The sequence below is a fragment of the Terrabacter sp. Soil811 genome (assembly GCF_001429655.1).
GTDB lineage: Bacteria > Actinomycetota > Actinomycetes > Actinomycetales > Dermatophilaceae > Terrabacter.
On the sequence record NZ_LMSX01000007.1, the window covers coordinates 160,308 to 179,620 of the forward strand.

At 72.1% G+C, this 19,313-nt stretch carries 14 protein-coding genes; 9 read left to right on the top strand and 5 right to left on the bottom strand.

Going from position 1 to position 19,313, the window contains the following annotated elements; all coding sequences use genetic code 11:
* Window positions 1-173 precede the first annotated feature (173 nt).
* Together ASH01_RS07675 and ASH01_RS22885 are read left to right on the top strand one after the other, a co-directional pair.
* A complete protein-coding gene (locus tag ASH01_RS07675) occupies window positions 174-3,317 on the top strand; it encodes an AfsR/SARP family transcriptional regulator (protein WP_056773835.1) in 3,144 nt (1,047 codons plus the stop codon).
* Between the two features lie 101 nt (window positions 3,318-3,418).
* Window positions 3,419-3,574 carry a hypothetical protein gene (locus tag ASH01_RS22885; protein ID WP_156415490.1) on the top strand — a complete coding sequence of 52 codons (156 nt, stop codon included), beginning with the start codon at window positions 3,419-3,421 and terminating at the stop codon, window positions 3,572-3,574.
* A gap of 103 nt (window positions 3,575-3,677) precedes the next feature.
* Here ASH01_RS22885 and ASH01_RS07680 read toward each other — a convergent pair whose 3' ends face one another.
* From ASH01_RS07680 to ASH01_RS07690, 3 genes are all read right to left on the bottom strand, one after another.
* Window positions 3,678-5,804: an ABC transporter ATP-binding protein gene (locus tag ASH01_RS07680; RefSeq protein WP_056773837.1), complete on the bottom strand. Its 2,127-nt coding sequence runs from the start codon at window positions 5,802-5,804 to the stop codon at window positions 3,678-3,680.
* On the bottom strand, window positions 5,804-7,534 hold the full coding sequence (locus ASH01_RS07685) for an ABC transporter ATP-binding protein (protein WP_056773840.1): 1,731 nt from the start codon (window positions 7,532-7,534) through the stop codon (window positions 5,804-5,806). The genes ASH01_RS07680 and ASH01_RS07685 overlap by 1 nt, the downstream gene beginning before the upstream one ends.
* A gap of 85 nt (window positions 7,535-7,619) precedes the next feature.
* Window positions 7,620-8,366, bottom strand: coding sequence for a TetR/AcrR family transcriptional regulator (locus ASH01_RS07690; RefSeq protein ID WP_235509567.1), 747 nt, complete (start codon window positions 8,364-8,366; stop codon window positions 7,620-7,622).
* A gap of 169 nt (window positions 8,367-8,535) precedes the next feature.
* Here ASH01_RS07690 and ASH01_RS07695 point away from each other — a divergent pair, with 169 nt between their 5' ends.
* Entirely contained in the window at window positions 8,536-10,101 is a 1,566-nt protein-coding gene (locus ASH01_RS07695; RefSeq protein ID WP_056773843.1) for an OFA family MFS transporter, read from the top strand.
* Window positions 10,102-10,153: 52 nt separating this feature from the next.
* Here the strand turns inward: ASH01_RS07695 and ASH01_RS07700 are convergent, their stop codons facing one another.
* Entirely contained in the window at window positions 10,154-11,740 is a 1,587-nt protein-coding gene (locus tag ASH01_RS07700; protein ID WP_056775199.1) for a DUF7059 domain-containing protein, read from the bottom strand.
* The gene (locus ASH01_RS07705) at window positions 11,737-12,108 is read right to left on the bottom strand and encodes an anti-sigma factor antagonist (RefSeq protein ID WP_056775201.1); all 372 of its coding nucleotides are present in this window, start codon (window positions 12,106-12,108) and stop codon (window positions 11,737-11,739) included. Before ASH01_RS07705 ends, ASH01_RS07700 begins: the two co-directional genes overlap by 4 nt.
* A gap of 175 nt (window positions 12,109-12,283) precedes the next feature.
* Between ASH01_RS07705 and ASH01_RS07710 the strand changes: the two genes are divergently transcribed.
* The 6 genes from ASH01_RS07710 to ASH01_RS07735 all read left to right on the top strand — a co-directional run bounded on the left by ASH01_RS07710 (window position 12,284) and on the right by ASH01_RS07735 (window position 19,044).
* Window positions 12,284-14,611, top strand: coding sequence for a DEAD/DEAH box helicase (locus tag ASH01_RS07710; RefSeq protein WP_235509568.1), 2,328 nt, complete (start codon window positions 12,284-12,286; stop codon window positions 14,609-14,611).
* A gap of 200 nt (window positions 14,612-14,811) precedes the next feature.
* Window positions 14,812-15,030: a DUF5818 domain-containing protein gene (locus ASH01_RS22890; RefSeq protein ID WP_056773846.1), complete on the top strand. Its 219-nt coding sequence runs from the start codon at window positions 14,812-14,814 to the stop codon at window positions 15,028-15,030.
* Between the two features lie 201 nt (window positions 15,031-15,231).
* Window positions 15,232-16,269 carry a sulfate ABC transporter substrate-binding protein gene (locus ASH01_RS07720; RefSeq protein ID WP_056773848.1) on the top strand — a complete coding sequence of 346 codons (1,038 nt, stop codon included), beginning with the start codon at window positions 15,232-15,234 and terminating at the stop codon, window positions 16,267-16,269.
* On the top strand, window positions 16,266-17,234 hold the full coding sequence (cysT, locus tag ASH01_RS07725) for a sulfate ABC transporter permease subunit CysT (protein WP_156415491.1): 969 nt from the start codon (window positions 16,266-16,268) through the stop codon (window positions 17,232-17,234). The genes ASH01_RS07720 and cysT overlap by 4 nt, the downstream gene beginning before the upstream one ends.
* Window positions 17,231-18,037 (top strand): sulfate ABC transporter permease subunit CysW, encoded by an 807-nt coding sequence (gene cysW, locus ASH01_RS07730; protein ID WP_056773852.1) that lies wholly within the window; start codon window positions 17,231-17,233, stop codon window positions 18,035-18,037. Before cysT ends, cysW begins: the two co-directional genes overlap by 4 nt.
* Entirely contained in the window at window positions 18,034-19,044 is a 1,011-nt protein-coding gene (locus ASH01_RS07735) for a sulfate/molybdate ABC transporter ATP-binding protein (RefSeq protein ID WP_056773855.1), read from the top strand. The genes cysW and ASH01_RS07735 overlap by 4 nt, the downstream gene beginning before the upstream one ends.
* Window positions 19,045-19,313: the final 269 nt, after the last annotated feature.

A 19,313-nucleotide genomic window follows, 5' to 3' on the forward strand; every position in this document is an offset into this window, starting at 1 on the left:
AGACGCGCTCGGGGATGACCGCGCCGTGGCTTGGGATGAATGTCCACGGGGGCGCTAACAATTCGTTAACCCCCTTTTCCGGCACGGTGTCGTGAGGTGAATTCTCGGGGCCTTTCCCTAAGACGACGCCCTCGTGGTGGGCGGCCACGGCCGAGGTCGGGTTCAATGGCCCTGTGCAGTTCCGGGTGCTCGGGCCGGTGGAGGCCCTCGACGACGACGGCGCCCCCATTCGGCTGGGCAGCGGCCGCGAGCGGCTCGTCCTCGCCCTCCTGCTCGTCGGCGCCGACCGGCTCGTGCCCACGGAGCAGCTCATCGACTCCCTGTGGAACGAGCCACCGCCGACGGCCCGCCAGCAGCTGCAGAACCTCATCGCGGGCTTGCGGCGCAGGCTGGCAGCCCACGACCCGGCCCTCGTGACGACCCGGCCCTTCGGCTACGAGCTGCGGATGACGCGGCACGGGCTCGACCTCGCCGACTTCCGCAGCCTCTTCATGCAGGCCCGGGCCCAGCGCGCCGCCGGCGACGAGGACTCGGCCCACACCATCGCCCGCGCCGTCGAGCTCTGGCGGGGCGCGCCGCTCAGCGACGCCGTCCCGGCGAGCTCGGACACCGGCACCGAGGCACTGATCCAGGGGCTGTCCGAGGAGCGGATCGCCGCCGTCGAGCTGCTCCTCGAGTCCCTCGCCGCCGGTGGACGCCACGAGGAGGTCCTCAGCGCAGCCTCGCAGCACCTGCAGGCCGACCCGTGGAACGAGCGGCTGCACGAGCATCGCATCCGGGCGCTCGAGGCCACCGGGCGCCGGCAGGAGGCCAGCGCCACCTACCGCCAGGTCCGTCGCCAGTTCCTCGACGAGCTCGGGGTCGAGCCGGGCCGTGCCCTGCGCGAGCTCAACACCCAGATCCTCGGCGGCGCTCCACTGGCGCCCACCCGGCCGCGGCCACGGACCGTGCCGCGCGAGCTGCCGGCGATGACCTGGACCCTCGTGGGACGCGAGCCCATCCTCGGCTCGGTCCTGGCGCAGCTCACCCGGCGTCGCGGGGACGCCCCGGCGTCAGCCCCGCCCGCGATCGTCGTCCTCGCCGGCGTCGGCGGGGTGGGCAAGACGGCCCTCGCCGTGGCCGCCGCCCACCAGCTCGCCGACGCGTTCCCCGACGGGACCCTGCACGCCTCGCTCGGGGCCGGCCCATCGGGCGTCGCCGACGGCCACGAGGTCCTCGGCCGTTTCCTCCGGGCCCTCGGCGTGGAGCACGCGTCGATCCCGGCCGACCCGGACGAGCGGGTCGCGCTCTACCGCAGCACGGTCGACCGCAAGCGCGTGCTCGTCGTGCTCGACGACGCCTCGAGCGAGGCCCAGGTGCGCCGGCTCCTCCCGACGTCCGCCGGGTCGGCAGCCCTCGTCACCTCGCGCAGCAAGCTGGCCGGACTGCCGGGTGTGCACCGGCACACGATCCCCCCGCTGCTGCCCGAGGACGCGACGTCGATGCTCGCCGAGCTGTCGGGGACGCAGGACGTCGACGGGGCCGGGGTCCTCGTCCAGATCGGCACGTTGTGCGGGCACCTGCCGCTCGCCCTCTGCGTCGCGGCCGCGAAGCTCGCGACCAACGAGCACCTCCGGCTGGAGGACCTCCGGGACCGGCTCAGCGACGAGCACGCCCGGCTCGACGAGCTGTCGGTCGGCGACATCGACGTCCGGGCGAGCATCACGACGTCGGTGACGGACCTGTCCCCCGCCGCCGGTGTCCTCTTCCGTCGCCTCGCGCTGGCCCCCTCCGGCGACTGGCCCGGGTGGGTGCCCGCCCTGCTCCTCGAACGCGGCTCGGCCCCGTCCGGCTCAAGGGTCAGCGGAAGCGTCGGCGGCAGGCCCACCGCCCCGGACGGTGTCCACGGTGGTGGCCGGGGTGGTCGCGGGGCACGCGCCGGTGGGGCTGCCCGAGCGCTCGACGAGCTCATCGACCGCCACCTCGTCGAGCCGACCGGGCGGGACACGGCGGGGCAGCCGCGCTTCCGCGTGCACAGCCTCGTCGCAGAGCTCGCCGCAGAGGCCCTGGCCGACACCGAGCCGGTCTCGGACTCGGACGCGCTCGCCATCGAGCTGGCCCGGCAGTGGCTCGCCCTCACCGACGTCGCCGACGCCCGGCTGGACCCCGGCGGAGTCCGGGATTCCGACGACCCGGCGGGTCCGACGACCGACGCCGCGGTGCGCGCCGCGTCGGAGTCGCCGGCCGACTGGTTCGAGTCCGAGCGGCTCAACCTCGTAGGCGCCGTCCACGCGGCCGTCGCCCGCGACGACCGCGAGCTCGCGGCACGCATCGCGCTGGCCATCCGCACGTTCCTCACGATCCGGGCCTACGACGACGAGCGCGAGCGGGTGCTGCGCATCGCGCTCGACGACTATCCGGAGGAGGCCGACCAGCGTCTCTCGGCGCAGCTGCTCGCCGCCCTCTTCGGCGTCCTCGCCCAGGAGCACCGCCACGACGAGCTGCCCGACGTCGCGAGACGCTTCCTCGACGCGGCTCGGCGCGTGGGCGACGGACCCCTCGAGCAGCGCGCGCTGTCGCAGCTTGGGTGGGCGGCCATGGTGCGACGGGACTTCGCGGCCTCGCTGGGCTGGTACGAGCAGGCAGCCGAGCTGGCCGTCGCTCGCGATGACCGCGCGGCGCGCACCACCGCCGATGCCCACCGCGGCGTGCTCCTGCGCAACATGGGGCTACCCGCCGAGGGTGACCCGCTCCTGGCCGCGATGGTGGCCGAGTCGCGCGAGCTGGGCTCCCGCCGCTCGACCTGCATCTGGCTCGTCACCCGCGCCGAGGGACTCGTCGACCTCGACCTCTTCGACGAGGCCCAGGCCCTGCTCGACGAGGCCCTCGCGCTGGCCCGCGAGGTGCGCGATGACCTGGGCGAGGCACACTGCCACCTGGCTCTCGCGCGGGTGCACCTCGGTCGTGGAGCGCTCGTCGACGCCACCACGGAGTACGAGTCGGCGCGGCCGCGGCTCGACGCCCACGCCCGGTCGGGTGAGGACCTCGACGTCCTGCGCCTGAGGGTCGACCTCGACACCGCGGCGGGACGGTGGCACGACGCCCGCCCTCGGGTGGAGCGACTGGTGGCCGGGCGGCGGGCGGCGGGCGACCCGCTCGAGCTGGCCTGCGACCTGGCTCGCGAGGCCCGGTGCGCCGCGCACCTCGATGCCGCCGAGCCGGCCGACGGAGACCCGGCGAGCGGTGACGACCCCACCCGGACCGAGTGCCGGGCCATCCTCGAGCGGCTCGACCTGGAGCCCGGTGCGCTGCGCCTGCCGGCCCATCTCCGGCACTGACGCCGCCGTTGTTAGCCGTTTGTTGGCGCACCCTCCGTAAGGTCGGTTGCACCAGGAAGGGCCCTCACCCGACGGGCCTCGAGAACCAGGGGAGCCACCTCATGAAGCTTGTCGCTCGCGTCGCCGCCGCCGTCGTCGTCACCGGTCTCTTCGGGATGACGGGTGCCTCCGTGACCGCCCAGGCCGCGCCGCCCAGCTGGTGCGCCTTCCAGAGCGTGGACGGCTCCTGCCACCCCACGCCGCCCCAGACGGCCTGACCCACCCCACCGGGTCTGACGCCGGACGCAACGGCCGCGCCGACCTCGTGGTCGGCGCGGCAGTCGTGTCCGTGCTCGCGGGCCCACGTGGGCCCGTGACGGCTCAGCTCGTGGGACCCCCGTCCGCCGGCACCGCGGAGTCGGGCGTCGGGACGCCGGGTCCGCCGGCCGGCCCGGGCGCACCGGCCCCGACACCCGCCATCTCGGGTATGCCGTCCGGCGCGCCGGGTGCCCCCGCCGTCTCGTCGAGGTCGGCCGCGGCACCCGCGAACTGGGCGGCATACAACGTCGCGTAGGCGCCTCCGGTCGCGAGCAGCTCGGCGTGCGTGCCCTTCTCGACGATGCGTCCGTCCTCCATGACGAGGATGAGGTCGGCGTCGCGGATCGTCGACAGGCGGTGCGCGATGACGAAGCTCGTCCGGTCGGACCGCAGCGCCGCCATGGCGTGCTGGACGAGCAGCTCGGTGCGCGTGTCGACCGAGCTCGTGGCCTCGTCGAGGATGAGCAGCGCCGGGTCGGAGAGGAAGGCACGGGCGATCGTGACGAGCTGCTTCTCGCCGGCCGAGATGTTGGACGCCTCGTCGTCGAGCACGGTGTCGTAGCCGTCGGGCAGCGAGTGCACGAAGCGGTCGACGTAGGTCGCCTTGGCGGCCGCCATGACCTCCTCGTCGGTGGCACCGGGACGGCCGTACGCGATGTTGTCGCGGATCGTGCCGCCGAAGAGCCACGTGTCCTGCAGCACCATGCCGATGCGCGCGCGCAGGTCGTGGCGGGTCAGGTCGCGGATGTCGACGCCGTCGAGCGTGATGCGTCCGCCGTCGAGCTCGTAGAACCGCATGATGAGGTTGACGAGCGTCGTCTTGCCGGCGCCAGTCGGGCCGACGATGGCCACCGTCTGACCGGGCTGCACCGAGAGGTCGAGGTCCTCGATGAGCGGCTTCTCGGGCGTGTACGAGAAGGCGACCGACTCGAAGGCGACGGCTCCGTGCGGGTCGTCGATGCGCGCCGGTGCGGCGGCGTCAGGCTCCTGCTCGTCGGCGTCGAGCACCTCGAAGACGCGCTCGGCAGAGGCGACACCGGACTGGAGCACGTTGGCCATCGACGCGACCTGCGTCAGCGGCTGCGTGAACTGCCGGGAGTACTGGATGAAGGCCTGGACGTCGCCGAGGCTCATCGTGCCCGACGCGACGCGGAGGCCACCGACGACGGCGATCGCCACGTAGTTGAGGTTCCCGACGAACATCATGACCGGCATGATGATGCCGCTGATGAACTGGGCGCCGAAGGATGCCTCGAAGAGCTCGTCGTTCTTCTGCTTGAAGTTCGCCTGGGTCTCCTTCTGGCGGCCGTAGACCTTGACGAGCCCGTGCCCGGTGAAGGTCTCCTCGACGATGCCGTTGAGCTCGCCGGTGTTGCGCCACTGCTGGATGAAGAGCTTCTGCGAGCGCTTGGCGATGAGGGCCGTCACGACGATCGAGATCGGGATGGAGACGAGCGCGATGAGCGCGAGCTCCCACGAGATCCAGAACATGATGCCGAGCACGGCGATGACCGTGAGCAGCGAGGTGAGCAGCTGCGACATCGTCTGCTGGAGGGACTGGCCGACGTTGTCGATGTCGTTGGTGACGCGGCTCAGCAGCTCACCGCGCGGCTGGTTGTCGAAGTAGGGCAGGGGCAGCCGGTTGAGCTTGGCCTCGACCTCCTGGCGCAGGTCGTACATCGTGCGCTGGAGGACGCCCTGGAGGATCCACCCCTGGAGCCACATGAGCAGCGACGCGGCGACGAAGAGCGCGACGACGAGCAGCAGCACGCTGGCGACGGCGTCGAAGTCGATGCCCACGCCCGGGGTGAAGTCGACGTTGCTCAGCAGGTCGGCATACGTCGTCTGGCCCTGCGCACGCAGGCTGTCGACGACCTGCTCCTTGGTGGTGCCGGGCGGCGCCTCGATGGTGCCGCCGATGGCACCGGCGAAGATGAGGTCGGTCGCGCGCCCGAGGATCTTCGGCCCGATCGAGCTGAGCGCGACGCTCACGACGGCCAGCACGAGGACGACGACGACCTTGACGCGGTGCGGCCGCAGCCGGCCGAGCAGGCGCTTGGCCGACGGGCCGAAGTTGAGCGACTTCTCGCCCGGCTGGCCCATCTGCATGTGGGGCGGGCCGCCCCGGCGTGCGGGTCCGCGGCGGACCTCTGCGGCCTTCTCCTCGGCCGTCTTGACTCCCTCGGCCATCAGGCCGCCTCCTCCGCGCTGCGCTGGGACTCGACGATCTCCTGGTAGGTGACGCAGGAGTCGAGGAGCTGGTCGTGCGTGCCCTGGCCGACGACGCGGCCGTCCTCGAGCACGATGATGTGGTCGGCGTCGACGATGGTCGAGACGCGCTGGGCCACGATGACGACGGTGCTGCCCAACGTGGCCGGCCGCAGGGCCCGGCGCAGGCGTGCGTCGGTCGACAGGTCGAGGGCCGAGAACGAGTCGTCGAACAGGTAGATGTCGGGACGCTTGACGATGGCCCGGGCGATGGCGAGACGTTGGCGCTGGCCGCCCGAGACGTTGGTGCCGCCCTGCGCGATGGCCGAGTCGAGCCCGCCCATCGCCTCGACGAAGTCCTGGCCCTGTGCGATGCGCAGGGCGTCCCACAGCTCGTCGTCGGTGGCATCGGGGTTGCCGTAGCGCAGATTGGTCGCGACGGTGCCGCTGAAGAGGTACGGCTTCTGCGGGACGAGCCCGATCTTGCTCCACAGGTCGTCGAGCTCGAGGTCGCGCACGTCCACGCCACCGACCCGCACCTTGCCCGCGGACGCGTCGAAGAGACGCGGGATCAGGCCGAGGAGCGTCGTCTTGCCGGCACCCGTCGAGCCGATGATGGCCGTCGTGCGACCCGGGTCGGCCCGGAAGCTGACGTCGTGGAGCACGGCCGCCTCGGCTCCCGGGTAGTGGAAGTCGACACCGACGAGCTCGAGGCCCGCGGCGGCGGGCGCCATCCTCAGGGGCTGCACGGACTCGACGACGGACGACTCGGTGTCGAGGACCTCCTGGATGCGGCCGGACGAGACCGCGGCACGCGGGATCATCGTGGCCATGAAGGTCGCCATCATGACGGCCATGAGGATCTGGACGAGGTAGGACAGGAAAGCCGTCAGCTCGCCGATCTGCATGTCGCCGGACGCGATGCGGTGCCCGCCGAACCACATGACGGCCACGGTCGAGAGGTTGAAGATGACCATGACGATCGGGAAGACGAGCGCCATGAGGCGTCCGACCTGGAGGCCGGCGTTGGTCAGCAGGCCGTTGGCCTCGGCGAAGCGGGCCTCCTCGTGCTCCTCGCGGACGAAGGCGCGCACGACGCGGATGCCGGTGATCTGCTCGCGCATGACGCGGTTGACGCCGTCGAGCGAGGTCTGCATCCGCCCGAACCACGGCACCATCCGGGAGATGACGAGGCCGACGACGAGGCCGAGCAGGGGCACTGCGACGGCGACGAGCCAGGACAGCCCGACGTCCTCGCGCAGGGCCATGATGATGCCGCCGACCATCATGATGGGCGTCGTGACGAGCAGGGCGAAGCCCATGAAGACGACCATCTGGACCTGCGTCACGTCGTTGGTGCTGCGCGAGATGAGCGTCGGGGCCCCGAAGCGCGTCACCTCCTGCGCCGAGAAGTCGACGACGGTGCCGAAGACGTTGCCGCGGATGTCGCGGCCCATCCCCATCGCGACGCGGGCCGCGAGGAAGGTGGCGGCGATCGACGCGGCGATCTGCACGAGGCTGACGGCGAGCATGATGCCGCCGTGGCTGATGATGAAGGCCGTGTCGCCCTTGGCGACGCCCTGGTCGATGATCTCGCCGTTGAGGCTCGGCAGGTAGAGGGAGGCCATGGTGCTGACGAGCTGGGCCAGGCAGATGAGCACGATCTGGCCCGAGTAGGGACGCAGGTGACTGCGGAGCAGTCGGATCAGCATGTCGGTGCCTTTCGGTGCGCGACGGGTGGTGTGGTGTCGCTCGGGAACGCTAGGGACTCACGTGGGGTGAGGGTCAACTGGTCTGTCACGGCCGCGACCCCTCGTCGGCGGTGAGCACCTGCGGGTCGCCGCCGAGCTGCGCGTGGAGCTCGGCGATCGACAGGCCGCTCTCTGTGGTGCTCGGCCGCCGCATCAGGCCGAAGAGGACGGTGTCGACGATCTCCTCGGGGGTCAGGACCTGTCCGTCGGCGATGCCGGGGTGGCTGCCCGAGAAGGTGAGCAGCCGGATCCGGTGGACGAGGTCGGCGGCCGGGACGACGAGCCGGTCGTCGTCGTGGACCAGGTGGTGGATGGTCTCGAGGAGGGGCTGGTGGGCGGCGACGTGCTCCTCCTCCTCGTCGGCGTGCCCGCGCAGGTGCCGCCCCGCGTCGTAGCAGGCCTGGTGCGGTCCGCGGTTGGGCGGCTGGGTCAGGCCCAGGGCACCCATGAGGCCGAAGACCTCCGTGAAGCGCAGCTGCATGATGCGGGTGAAGTCGACGAGCCGGTCGCGCAGCGACCCCTCGGGGTCGATGGCCGAGATGCGCCGCCGGACGGGGGCGGGGCAGAACGCCGCCTGCACGGCCTCGTTCTCGAGGACCTCCTTGGTCGGGAAGACCCGGAAGATCGTGCCCTCGGCGACGCCCGCCTCCTGGGCGATCTCGCTCGTCGTCGGCTTGCGCCCCTCGCGGTGCGCGAGCCGGACGAAGACCTCGATGAGGGCGTCCCGGCGGTCGTCGGGGTTCATCGGGGCGGCCCGCTGACCGGGTCGCTGGCCCTCCACACGTGTCGACACGCTGTCCATCATGAATGAGTGAGCGCTCACTCACAAGTGGTTTCGGGAACATCACGACACATTTCGCCCCGAACCCGGGTATGCACCCCTCCGGACCCCTCGACCGTCGCGGTTCGCCTGCGTGCGGTCCCACGCCCACCCGTCCCTCTCCTCCCGATCCGAGGTCCGCATGACTGCAACGACGCAGCGCACCGCCACGACCACCAGCTCCCCGGGATTCCTCGACCGTCGTCGCACGGTCGCCCCGCTCGGCTTCAACCGCTGGCTCATCCCCCCGGCCGCCCTCGCGGTGCACCTGTGCATCGGCCAGGTCTACGCGACGAGCGTCTACAAGACCTCCCTCGTCGCACACTTCGACACCTCGCAGACGGCGATCGGCATCATCTTCTCGATCGCCATCGTCATGCTCGGCCTGTCGGCCGCGGTCTTCGGCACGTGGGTCGACCGCAACGGGCCGCGCAAGGCGATGTTCGTCGCGACGGTCTGCTGGGGCACCGGCTTCCTCGTCGGCGCGGCCGGCATCGCCACGAGCCAGCTGTGGCTGCTCTACCTCGGCTACGGCGGCATCGGCGGCATCGGCCTCGGCATCGGCTACATCTCGCCGGTCTCGACGCTCATCAAGTGGTTCCCGGACCGTCCGGGCCTCGCCACCGGGCTCGCGATCATGGGCTTCGGCGGCGGCGCGATGGTCGCGAGCCCCCTCTCGCGCCAGCTGCTCAGCGCCTACGACCCCGGCTACACGCCGTCGGACTCGACGTCGACGGCCGACGGGCACGCGCTGACGCTCCTCTTCGTGACCCTCGGGATCGTCTACGCCCTCGTCATGCTCATCGGCGTCTTCAACATCCGCGTCCCGCACCCCGACTGGAAGCCCGAGGGGTGGACCCCGCCGGCGAACGCCCGCGACACCGCCACGCTCGTCACGACGAAGTCGGTCTCCGCGGCGAGCTCGATCCGCACCCCTCAGTTCTGGCTGCTCTGGGTCGTCCTCTTCTGCAACGTCACCGCCGGCATCGGCATCCTCGAGCAGGCCAGCCCGATGATCCAGGACTTCTTCCGCGAGAACGGGTCGTCGGCCGTGACCGTCGCTGCCGCAGGCGGATTCGTCGGTCTGCTCTCGCTCTTCAACATGGCCGGCCGCTTCGTCTGGAGCTCGACGAGCGACGTCATCGGTCGCAAGCCGATGTACATGGTCTACCTCGGCGTCGGCATCCTCGCCTACATCGGCCTCGCCCTCGCGGGGCATGTCGCCATCGGGCTCTTCGTCCTCATCGCCGCGGTGCTCATCTCGTTCTACGGCGGTGGTTTCGCGACGGCGCCCGCCTACCTGCGCGACCTCTTCGGCACCTTCCAGGTCGGCGCCATCCACGGCCGGCTGCTCACGGCCTGGTCGGCGGCCGGTGTCGCGGGTCCGCTCATCATCAACGGCTTCCTCGACGCCCAGGGCAAGCCGGGCACGCTGACGGCCGACGCCTACACGCCGGCGCTGCTGACGATGGTCGGCGTGCTCGCCGTCGGCTTCGTCGCCAACCTCCTCGTGCGCCCGGTCGCCGACCGCTTCCACGAGTCCGACGACGTCGTCGAGGCGGCCAAGCCGGCTCCGGTCGAGACGGGCGAGGGCTCCTCGCGCCTGCCGGGGACCGCGCGCGTCGTCGCACTCTGGGCCGTCATCGCCGTCATCCTCGCCTACGGCGTCTTCCAGACGGTCACGACGGCGGCCAAGCTCTTCGCCTGACCGGGCACCACCGACCGAAGCGCGGGATCCCTGGTGGCGGCGGCCTGCTCGTTCAGACGAGCAGGCCGTCTGCCGCGAGGTCGCGCACCTGCGGGAGCACCTCCGCACGCACGTCGGCGGCGTCGAGCCCGAGCACCGTCGCAATGGCGTCGAGAGCCACCCCCGCCGTCAGCTCGCCGTCGGCCACGCCGAGGTATGCCGCCAGCAGCGTCCCTGCGCGGACGACGCGTCCCAGCCCTCCGCCCTGCCGGACGAGGATCACGCTCGGGTCCTCGGCACCCGGGACCCCGTGCCGCTCCTCCGTCACGTCGGGGGCGCACGACCACGCGACGTCGAGGACGTCCTCGTCGGAGTGCTCGGCGAGCCACGTCCGGGCCCGCAGCCCCGCGTCGACCGCCGGTCCCATCGGGGCGGCGACGGGCCCGTGGGCCTCGTCGAGGGAGCGCCACGTGCCGCGGTCGGCGGCCGGCCGCTGGAGCGTGACGACCCCGAACCCGACGTGCTCGACACCGCGCGAGGCGAAGTCACGCAGCCACGCGGCATACATCAGCGAGTGGGACTCGCTGCCGGGCTGGGCACCGCCGTCGCGGGCCCACAGCTCGGCGTACTCGGCGGGGTCCTGCGACTCGCGCTGGATGACCCAGGCGTCGAGCGCGACCCCGTCCCGGGCCTGCTCGTCGAGCCAGTCACCCCAGACGTCGCGCCACGTGCGCCCGGCCGGGACCTCCCAGTTGCCGAGGAACTGGGCGACGCCTCCGGGCTCGAGCACCGAGCCGACCTGGCGCACGAGGGAGCGGACGAGGGTGTCACCCGCCCGACCACCGTCGCGGTACTCGTAGAGCGGCACGCCCTCGTCGCGGGGTGTGATGACGAAGGGCGGGTTGCTGACGACGAGCGAGAACTCCTGCCCCGCAACGGGATCGAGCAGATCTCCGGAGAGCAGCTGGACGTCGGGGACCGCACCCACGCCTTCGGAGGCAGCGAGCGCGAGGTTGAAGCCGGCATACGCGAGCGCCCGCTCCGAGATGTCGGTGGCGACGATCGCGCCGACGTGTCCGGTCAGGTGCAGGGCCTGCACGCCGCAGCCGGTGCCGAGGTCGAGCGCGCGGCCGACCGGGCGCCGGACGGTCCACGACGCGAGGGTCGTCGAGGCGCCGCCGATGCCGAGCACGTGGTCGGGCCGCAGGGGCCCACCGACGACGAGCTCGGAGAGGTCGGAGGCGACCCACCAGTCGTGGGCGTCGTCGCCGTACGGGCGCAAGTCGCACGTCGCGACGACGTCGCGCTCGGGCGGCGCCCACCGGTCGGCGGCGAAGCCGGCGCGGCCGCCCTCGAGGCGCACGAGCCCGAGGCGTACCGCCCCCTCGACCCCGAGCGAGGGCAGGGCGGCGCCGAGGGCCGACGCGCGCACGGGTCGACCGAGGGTGAAGAGGCGCACGAGGACGCCGCACGCATCGTCCACCGACGTGGCGGAGGACTCCGTCGCGAGGAGAGCCGGCAGCGGCTGCTCACGGTGCAGGGCCGCGGACGCCACCGGGCCGAGCCGGTCAGCGACGCCGTCGACGGTGAAACGAGCCGCCGAGAGGTCCGCACGCAGCAGCGCGACGAGCGACCGGTCGACGACGGGGGTGTAGTTCAGGACCCCTCGCCCGGCGCGCTCGCCCCGGCCGCGCTCGCGGCGAGCGCCGCGTCGAGGGTCGGGTGGATCTCGAAGACCTTGTCGAGACCGGTGATGGAGAAGACCTTGAGGACGCGGTCGTCGGTGCCGACGAGGCGCATCGAACCGCCTCTCGTGCGGGTCAGCTTGAGCCGCCCGACGAGCACCCCGAGCCCTGTCGAGTCGAGGAAGGTGACGTCCGTGAGGTCGACGACGAGCTGCGTGCGCCCGCCCTGGATCTGTTCGTCGAGCTTCTCGCGCACGAGTGGCGCGGTGTAGACGTCGATCTCGCCGCCGAGGTGCACCACGGTCTGCTCGCCGTGGTCGGCTCGGGTGATCGAGAGATCCACCTGTGCCCCTTCCTTGTGCCCACACGTGCACAGCTTCTGGTCGCGGTTTCGCGGGTCCGGTCCTGACGTCGTGCTGACCGTTCCCCATCCGTCACGTTCCCCCCGCGTGACCGACCGCGCAGTAACATGCCCCGCTCGTCGGTTACCGTACCCCGACGGCATACGGTTGCTCCACATGAACGGGGAGTCAGCGCCCGCGGGACCCGTGCCGGAGGACCTCCTGCGCACGCTCGTCGGCGACCATCCCGAGCGGCTCGTGCACGTGCACGAGGTGCCGGCTCGCCGCGCCGTGCTCGGGGCCTGGCCAGAATGGGTCGACCCGACACTCCTCGGCTCCCTGCTCGCCTCCGGCATCGAGGCGCCGTGGTCGCACCAGGTCGAGGTGGCACAGGCCGCCCACGCCGGACATCACGTCGTCGTCAGCACGGGCACGGCCTCCGGAAAGAGCCTCGGCTACCACCTGCCGATGCTCAGCGACATCATCGCCGGCGCGACCGCACCCAACGGCCGCGGCGCCACCGCGCTCTACCTCTCCCCCACGAAGGCGCTCGCCGCCGACCAGCTGAGCCGCATCGACCGGCTCGCGCTGCCCGCCGTGCGGCCCGCGACGTACGACGGCGACACCCCCACCGACGAGCGGCGCTGGATCCGCGACCACGCCAACCTCGTGCTCACCAACCCCGACCTGCTCCACCACTCCCTGCTGCCCGGGCACGAGCGGTGGAGCTCGTTCCTGCGGGCGCTGCGCTACGTCGTCGTCGACGAGTGCCACGTCTACAAGGGTGTCTTCGGCGCCCACATGGCCGCGGTGCTGCGACGACTGCGGCGGGTCGCCGCGCGCTACCGCTCCGAGCCGACCTTCGTCTTCGCATCCGCCACCGTGGCCGAGCCGGAGGAGCACGCCTCCCGACTCCTCGGTATGCCGGTGACCCCGGTGACGCGGGACGGCTCGCCCCGCGCGTCGATGACGTTCGCCCTCTGGGAGCCCCCGCTGCTCGTCGACGAGACCGGGCAGCCGTCGAGGGTCAGCACCATCACCGAGACGGGCGAGCTGCTCGCCGGGTGCGTGCGCGAGCACGTGCAGACGGTGGCGTTCGCGCGGTCGCGGGCCGGCGTCGAGGTCGTCGCGCGGATCGCGAAGGAGCGGGTGCCCGTCACGGACGAGCACCGGGTCGCCGCCTACCGCGGCGGCTACCTCCCGGAGGAGCGACGCGAGCTCGAGCGGTCCCTGCGCGCGAAGGAGCTGCTCGGCCTCGCGGCCACGAACGCGCTCGAGCTCGGTGTCGACGTCAGCGGCCTCGACGCCGTGCTGCTCGCGGGATGGCCGGGCACGCTGTCGTCGCTGTGGCAGCAGGCCGGGCGGGCCGGCCGCTCCGGAGAGCGGTCGCTGGCCGTGCTCGTCGCCGCCGACGACCCGCTCGACACGTTCGTCGTGCACCACCCGGAGGCGATCTTCGGCCGCGGCATCGAGGCCACCGTCGTCGACCCCGACAACCCGCACGTGCTCGGTCCCCACCTGGCCGCGGCGGCCGCTGAGCTGCCGGTGACCGAGGCCGACGTCGAGATCTTCGGGCCGCAGACGCGCGTGCTGCTCGACGCGCTCGTCGCCCGCGGCATCCTCAAGAAGCGTCCGCGGGGCTGGTTCTGGGGGCGTGAGGACCGGCCCGCCGACCACCTGTCGCTGCGTGGGGCCGGCGAGCCCGTGCGGATCATCGAGACCCGGACCGGGCGCGTCGTCGGCACCGTCGACGACTCGAGCGCGCACTCGCAGGTGCACACCGGCGCCGTGCACCTGCACCAGGGCCAGACGTGGGTGATCACCGAGCTCGACCTCGACGACCATGCCGCCTTCGCGGTGCGCGGTGACCCCGGCTGGACGACCCAGGCGCAGTCGGTCAGCGACTTCCAGATCGTCCACGAGACCGAGCACGAGGAGTGGGGGCCGCTCCGGTGCTCGTTCGGCCACGTGACAGTCCGCCACCAGGTCACCTCGTTCCTGCGCCGCCTGCCCGGCGGAGAGGTGCTCGGCGAGCACCCCCTCGACCTGCCGCCCCGGTCGCTCGCGACGAAGGCGGTGTGGTGGACGATGCCCGTCGAAGACCTCACGGCGGCCGGGGTGGCGGAGGACGGCATACCCGGGGCGGCGCACGCGGCCGAGCACGCGGCCATCGGGATGCTCCCGCTCTTCGCCACCGCTGACCGCTGGGACATCGGCGGTGTTTCCACCGCGCTGCACCCGGACACCGGCCTGCCGACGATCCTCATCTACGACGGACACCCCGGCGGTGCGGGCTTCGCCGAGCGCGGCTACCGACGGATCCGCCCGTGGCTCAGCGCGACCCGCGACGCCATCGACTCGTGCGAGTGCCCAGAGGGCTGCCCGTCGTGCATCCAGTCCCCCAAGTGCGGCAACGGCAACGAGCCCCTCGACAAACGCGGCGCCGTGGCCCTGCTCGACCTCGTCCTGCGTCACGCGGGCCCGGGGGCCGGGGGCGCGCAGTGAACCGGCCACCGGGCGGACCCGGACGTCCGGGGCGTCCGGGGCGTCCGGGCCCGTCTCGGCCGCCGGGCCCGTCCGGCCCGTCCGGGTCGTCCGGGTCGTCCGGGTCGTCCGACGCGCAAGGTCCTCCGGCGGACGCCGGCGCCGGACCGTGGGTCGGGATCACGGGGGGCGCCGCCGGCCGGCCTGCCCCCTCGGTCGTCGTGCGCGGGACGCTGCGCCGGGTCGAGGTCGAGATGCAGCCGCTCGTGCTGGACGCCGACGACGGGACGACGTGGGAGCTGCTGCTCCCGCCCGGGTGGGCGATCGACGCCGAGCCGGGCACCCGGGTGACGGTGAGCGGGGACGCCCCCACCGACGTCGCCACGGTGTCGATGGTGGGGCCCGTGCTGCGCGTGCGCTCCCTGTCGCGAGGCGACTGAGTCCGGCGTCCGTCGGACCGGACCGCGGAGCCGGACCACACTTTGAGACATAATGCCGAGTTATTTGACCGGTAACGCATCGCTATTCGAAACTCCCATGCAACGGATAGGAAAGCAGCCACCCGTCGACTGCCGACCGACCCGGCCCGCCGCACCCCGCGGCGCGACCCCGATCCGGACCGCACCCCTCAGGAGCCCGACATGCGCCGCCCCTCGATCGCCCTCGCCGCCATCGCCGTCACCGCGACCCTCGGTCTGACCGCGTGTGCAGGTGGCGGGGCCAGCGACACCGCCGCGGGACCGGGCACCGCCGCCGCCGACGGCGCCGCGACGAGCACCATCAACCTGTACGCGTATGCCGTCCCGAAGGTGGGCTTCGACGTCGTCATCCCGGCCTTCCAGAAGACGAAGGCCGGCCAGGGCGTGCAGTTCCAGCAGAGCTACGGCGCCTCGGGCGACCAGAGCCGCAAGGTCGCTGCCGGCGCCGAGGCCGACTTCGTCAACTTCTCGGTCGAGCCCGACATCACGCGCCTCGTCGATGCCGGGCTCGTCGACCCGAACTGGAATGCCAACGAGCACCAGGGGATTCCCTTCGGCTCCGTCGTGACGATCGTCGTGCGCAAGGGCAACCCCAAGGGCATCAAGGACTGGGACGACCTGCTCAAGCCCGGCCTCGAGGTCGTGACGCCCAACCCGTTCTCGTCCGGCTCGGCCAAGTGGAACCTCCTGGCCCCGTACGCCGCCAAGAGCAACGGCGGCGTCGACAAGGCCGCCGGCCTCGCGTACGTCTCGGCGCTCGTCAAGGACCACGTGAAGGTCCAGCCGAAGTCGGGTCGCGAGGCCACCGAGACGTTTCTGCAGGGCAGCGGCGACGTGCTCCTCAGCTACGAGAACGAGGCCCTCTTCATCGAGAAGAACGGCGACCCCGTCGAGCACGTGACCCCGCCCACGACCTTCAAGATCGAGAACCCCGCCGCCGTGCTCAAGGGCAGCAAGAACCTCGCCACGGCCACCGCGTTCAACGACTACCTCTACACGCCGGAGGCGCAGAAGCTGCTCGCCGAGGCCGGCTTCCGGCCGGTCGACACCACCGTGGCCCAGGAGTACGCCTCGAAGTTCCCGGCCCCGACGAAGCTCTGGACGATCGCCGACCTCGGTGGCTGGAAGACCGTCGACAGCACGCTCTTCAAGAAGGACGTCGGTGACATCGCCAAGATCTACGACCAGGCGACCCAGTGACGTCTGACACCGACCAGCAGCGCAGGGGCCCGCATCCGGAGACGGACGCGGCGCCCCTGCCGCCGCGTCCGGGCGCGACCGCGCCGGACGGCATACGTCCTCGGGGCGACGACGCACCCCACGGTGCGGGGTCCGGTGGCGCGGCGCGACGCACACGCCACGGCAAGGGCCTGAGGGGGCTGCGCCGACCGCTCGGCATCGGCATCGTCACGCTGTGGCTGAGCGTCATCGTCCTGCTGCCGCTCGCGGCGCTGACCGTCGCGGCGTTCGACGAGGGCCTGGCCGGGTTCTGGGAGGCGGTCACCGCGCCCGCCGCGCTCGCGTCCCTCTGGGTGACCGTGCTCGTGTCGGCCGTCGTGGCGCTCATCAACGCCGTGCTCGGCACGCTCGTCGCGTGGGTGCTCGTGCGCGACGAGTTCCGCGGCAAGCGGTTCGTCAACGCCGTCATCGACCTGCCGTTCGCGCTGCCGACGATCGTTGCCAGCATCGTGCTGCTCTCCCTCTACGGGCCCAACAGCCCCATCGGGGTCGAGCTCAACGCGACGCGCTGGGGGCTCGTCGTCGCGCTGCTCTTCGTCACCCTGCCGTTCGTCGTCCGGTCGGTGCAGCCCGTCCTCATCGAGGCCGACCGCGAGGTCGAGGAGGCCGCGGCCTCGCTCGGAGCCACGACCTGGACGACGTTCCGTCGCATCGTGCTGCCGACCCTCGCGCCGGCGATCCTCAGCGGCACCGGACTCGCCTTCGCCCGCGCGATCGGCGAGTACGGCTCGGTCGTGCTCATCGGCGGCAACATCCCCCGCGAGACCCAGGTTGCCTCGCAGTACATCCAGCAGCAGATCGAGATCGACCGACCGCTCAACGCGGCCGCGGTCTCGGTCGCGCTGCTCGCCATCGCGTTCGTCACGCTGCTGCTGCTGCGCGTCGTGTCGAGCCGCAGCCAGCGGCGCGAGGAGCGTGACGCATGAGGGTCTCCCGGGGCACCCGTCTGTCGCTGCGCGTCGTCGCGCTCGGCTACCTCTTCGTGCTGCTCGCCGTGCCGATCGGCGTCATCCTCTGGCGCACCTTCGAGCCGGGGCTCTCGGAGTTCATCGCCTCGATCTCGACACCGGCAGCGAAGTCGGCGCTCAACCTGTCGCTGCTCATCGTGGCGATCACCGTCCCGGTCAACGTCGTCTTCGGCGTCGCGACCGCCCTCGCGCTCGTGCGCGGACGCTTCCGCGGACGAGGGCTGCTGCAGGCCGTGGTCGACCTGCCGTTCGCGGTGTCACCGATCGTCGTCGGCGTCTCGCTCATCATGCTGTGGGGCGCGGGCGGGTGGTTCGGTGCGCTCGACCGGGCCGGCTTCCAGGTCATCTTCGGCATCCCGGGCATGGTGCTCGCGACGATCTTCGTGACGCTGCCGTTCGTCGTGCGCGAGGTGGAGCCGGTGCTCCACGAGATCGGCCAGGAGCAGGAGCAGGCCGCCTCGACGCTCGGGGCCAACGGGTGGCAGACGTTCTGGCGCATCACCCTCCCGGCGATCCGGTGGGGCCTGACCTACGGCGTCGTGCTGACGGTCGCGCGGGCCCTCGGCGAGTTCGGCGCGGTCATCATGGTGAGCTCCGGCTTCCCCGGGGTCTCGCAAACCCTGACGCTCCTCGTGCACTCCCGCTACATCGACGACCACAACACCTACGGCGCGTATGCCGCCGCCACCCTGCTCATGGGCATCGCGCTCGTCGTGCTGCTGCTCATGACCCTGCTCGACCGCAAGAGGAGCGACCGATGATCACCGTGACCAGCGCCCGCAAGGACTACGGCTCGTTCACCGCGCTCGACGACGTGAGCCTCGACATCCCGAGCGGCTCGCTGACCGCGCTGCTCGGGCCGAGCGGCTCCGGCAAGTCGACGCTGCTGCGCGCGATCGCCGGCCTCGAGGAGCTCGACTCCGGCATCGTGACGATCGAGGGCCGCGACGTCACGGACGAGCCGCCGCAGCGGCGCGGGATCGGCTTCGTCTTCCAGCACTACGCCGCGTTCAAGCACATGACCGTGCGCGACAACGTCGCCTTCGGACTGACGATCCGCAAGCGCCCCAAGGCCGAGACGGCCAAGAAGGTCGACGAGCTGCTCGAGATCGTCGGGCTCGACGGCTTCCAGCACCGCTATCCGGCGCAGCTCTCCGGCGGTCAGCGCCAGCGGATGGCGCTCGCCCGGGCTCTCGCAGTGGACCCGCAGGTGCTGCTGCTCGACGAGCCCTTCGGCGCCCTCGACGCGAAGGTGCGCACCGACCTGCGCCAGTGGCTGCGCCGGCTGCACGACGAGGTGCACGTGACGACGGTGCTCGTGACGCACGACCAGGAGGAGGCGCTCGACGTCGCCGACCGGATCGCCGTGCTCAACAAGGGACGCATCGAGCAGGTCGGCGACCCCGTCACGCTCTACGAGCGCCCCGCCAACGACTTCGTCATGGGCTTCCTCGGCTCGGTCGCGCACCTCGGCGGGCAGCTCGTGCGACCGCACGACATCGCGCTCGAGCGCGACCGCGCGACGGCGCTCGCCCTCGACGCCAAGGTGCCCGACTCCCCCGGGGTCATCGACGCCGTCGTCGAGCGGGTCGTGCCCCTCGGCTTCGAGGTCAGGGTCGACCTGCGGGCCGACTCGGGCGAGCGGTTCGCTGCGCAGATCACGCGGCGCGACGCCGCCGAGCTGCAGCTGCGGGAGGGGGAGACGATCCACGCGCGCGCCGTCGGGCGCTCGAGCGTCGTCGACCACGACCCGGCCCTCGCGATCTGACGCCCGACCGTCCAGCTCCGCTGCACCAACGTGGGACAGATCTCGCACGGGCGCAGACGACGGCATAACGTATGTCGTGAAGCCCCTCTCGTCGCCGAGCGACGCGGGCGGGCAGCTCGGGTCACCGAGTGAACTGAGGCGGCGAGGGGACGACACCTCGCCGCCTCAGTCGCACCCGGTGCGTCGCCCCCCGTCGACTGTCCCCGTCGTCACACCCGGACCATCGAGTGGTCCCGTCGTCACACCCCGATGCTTCGCCACCCATCGAG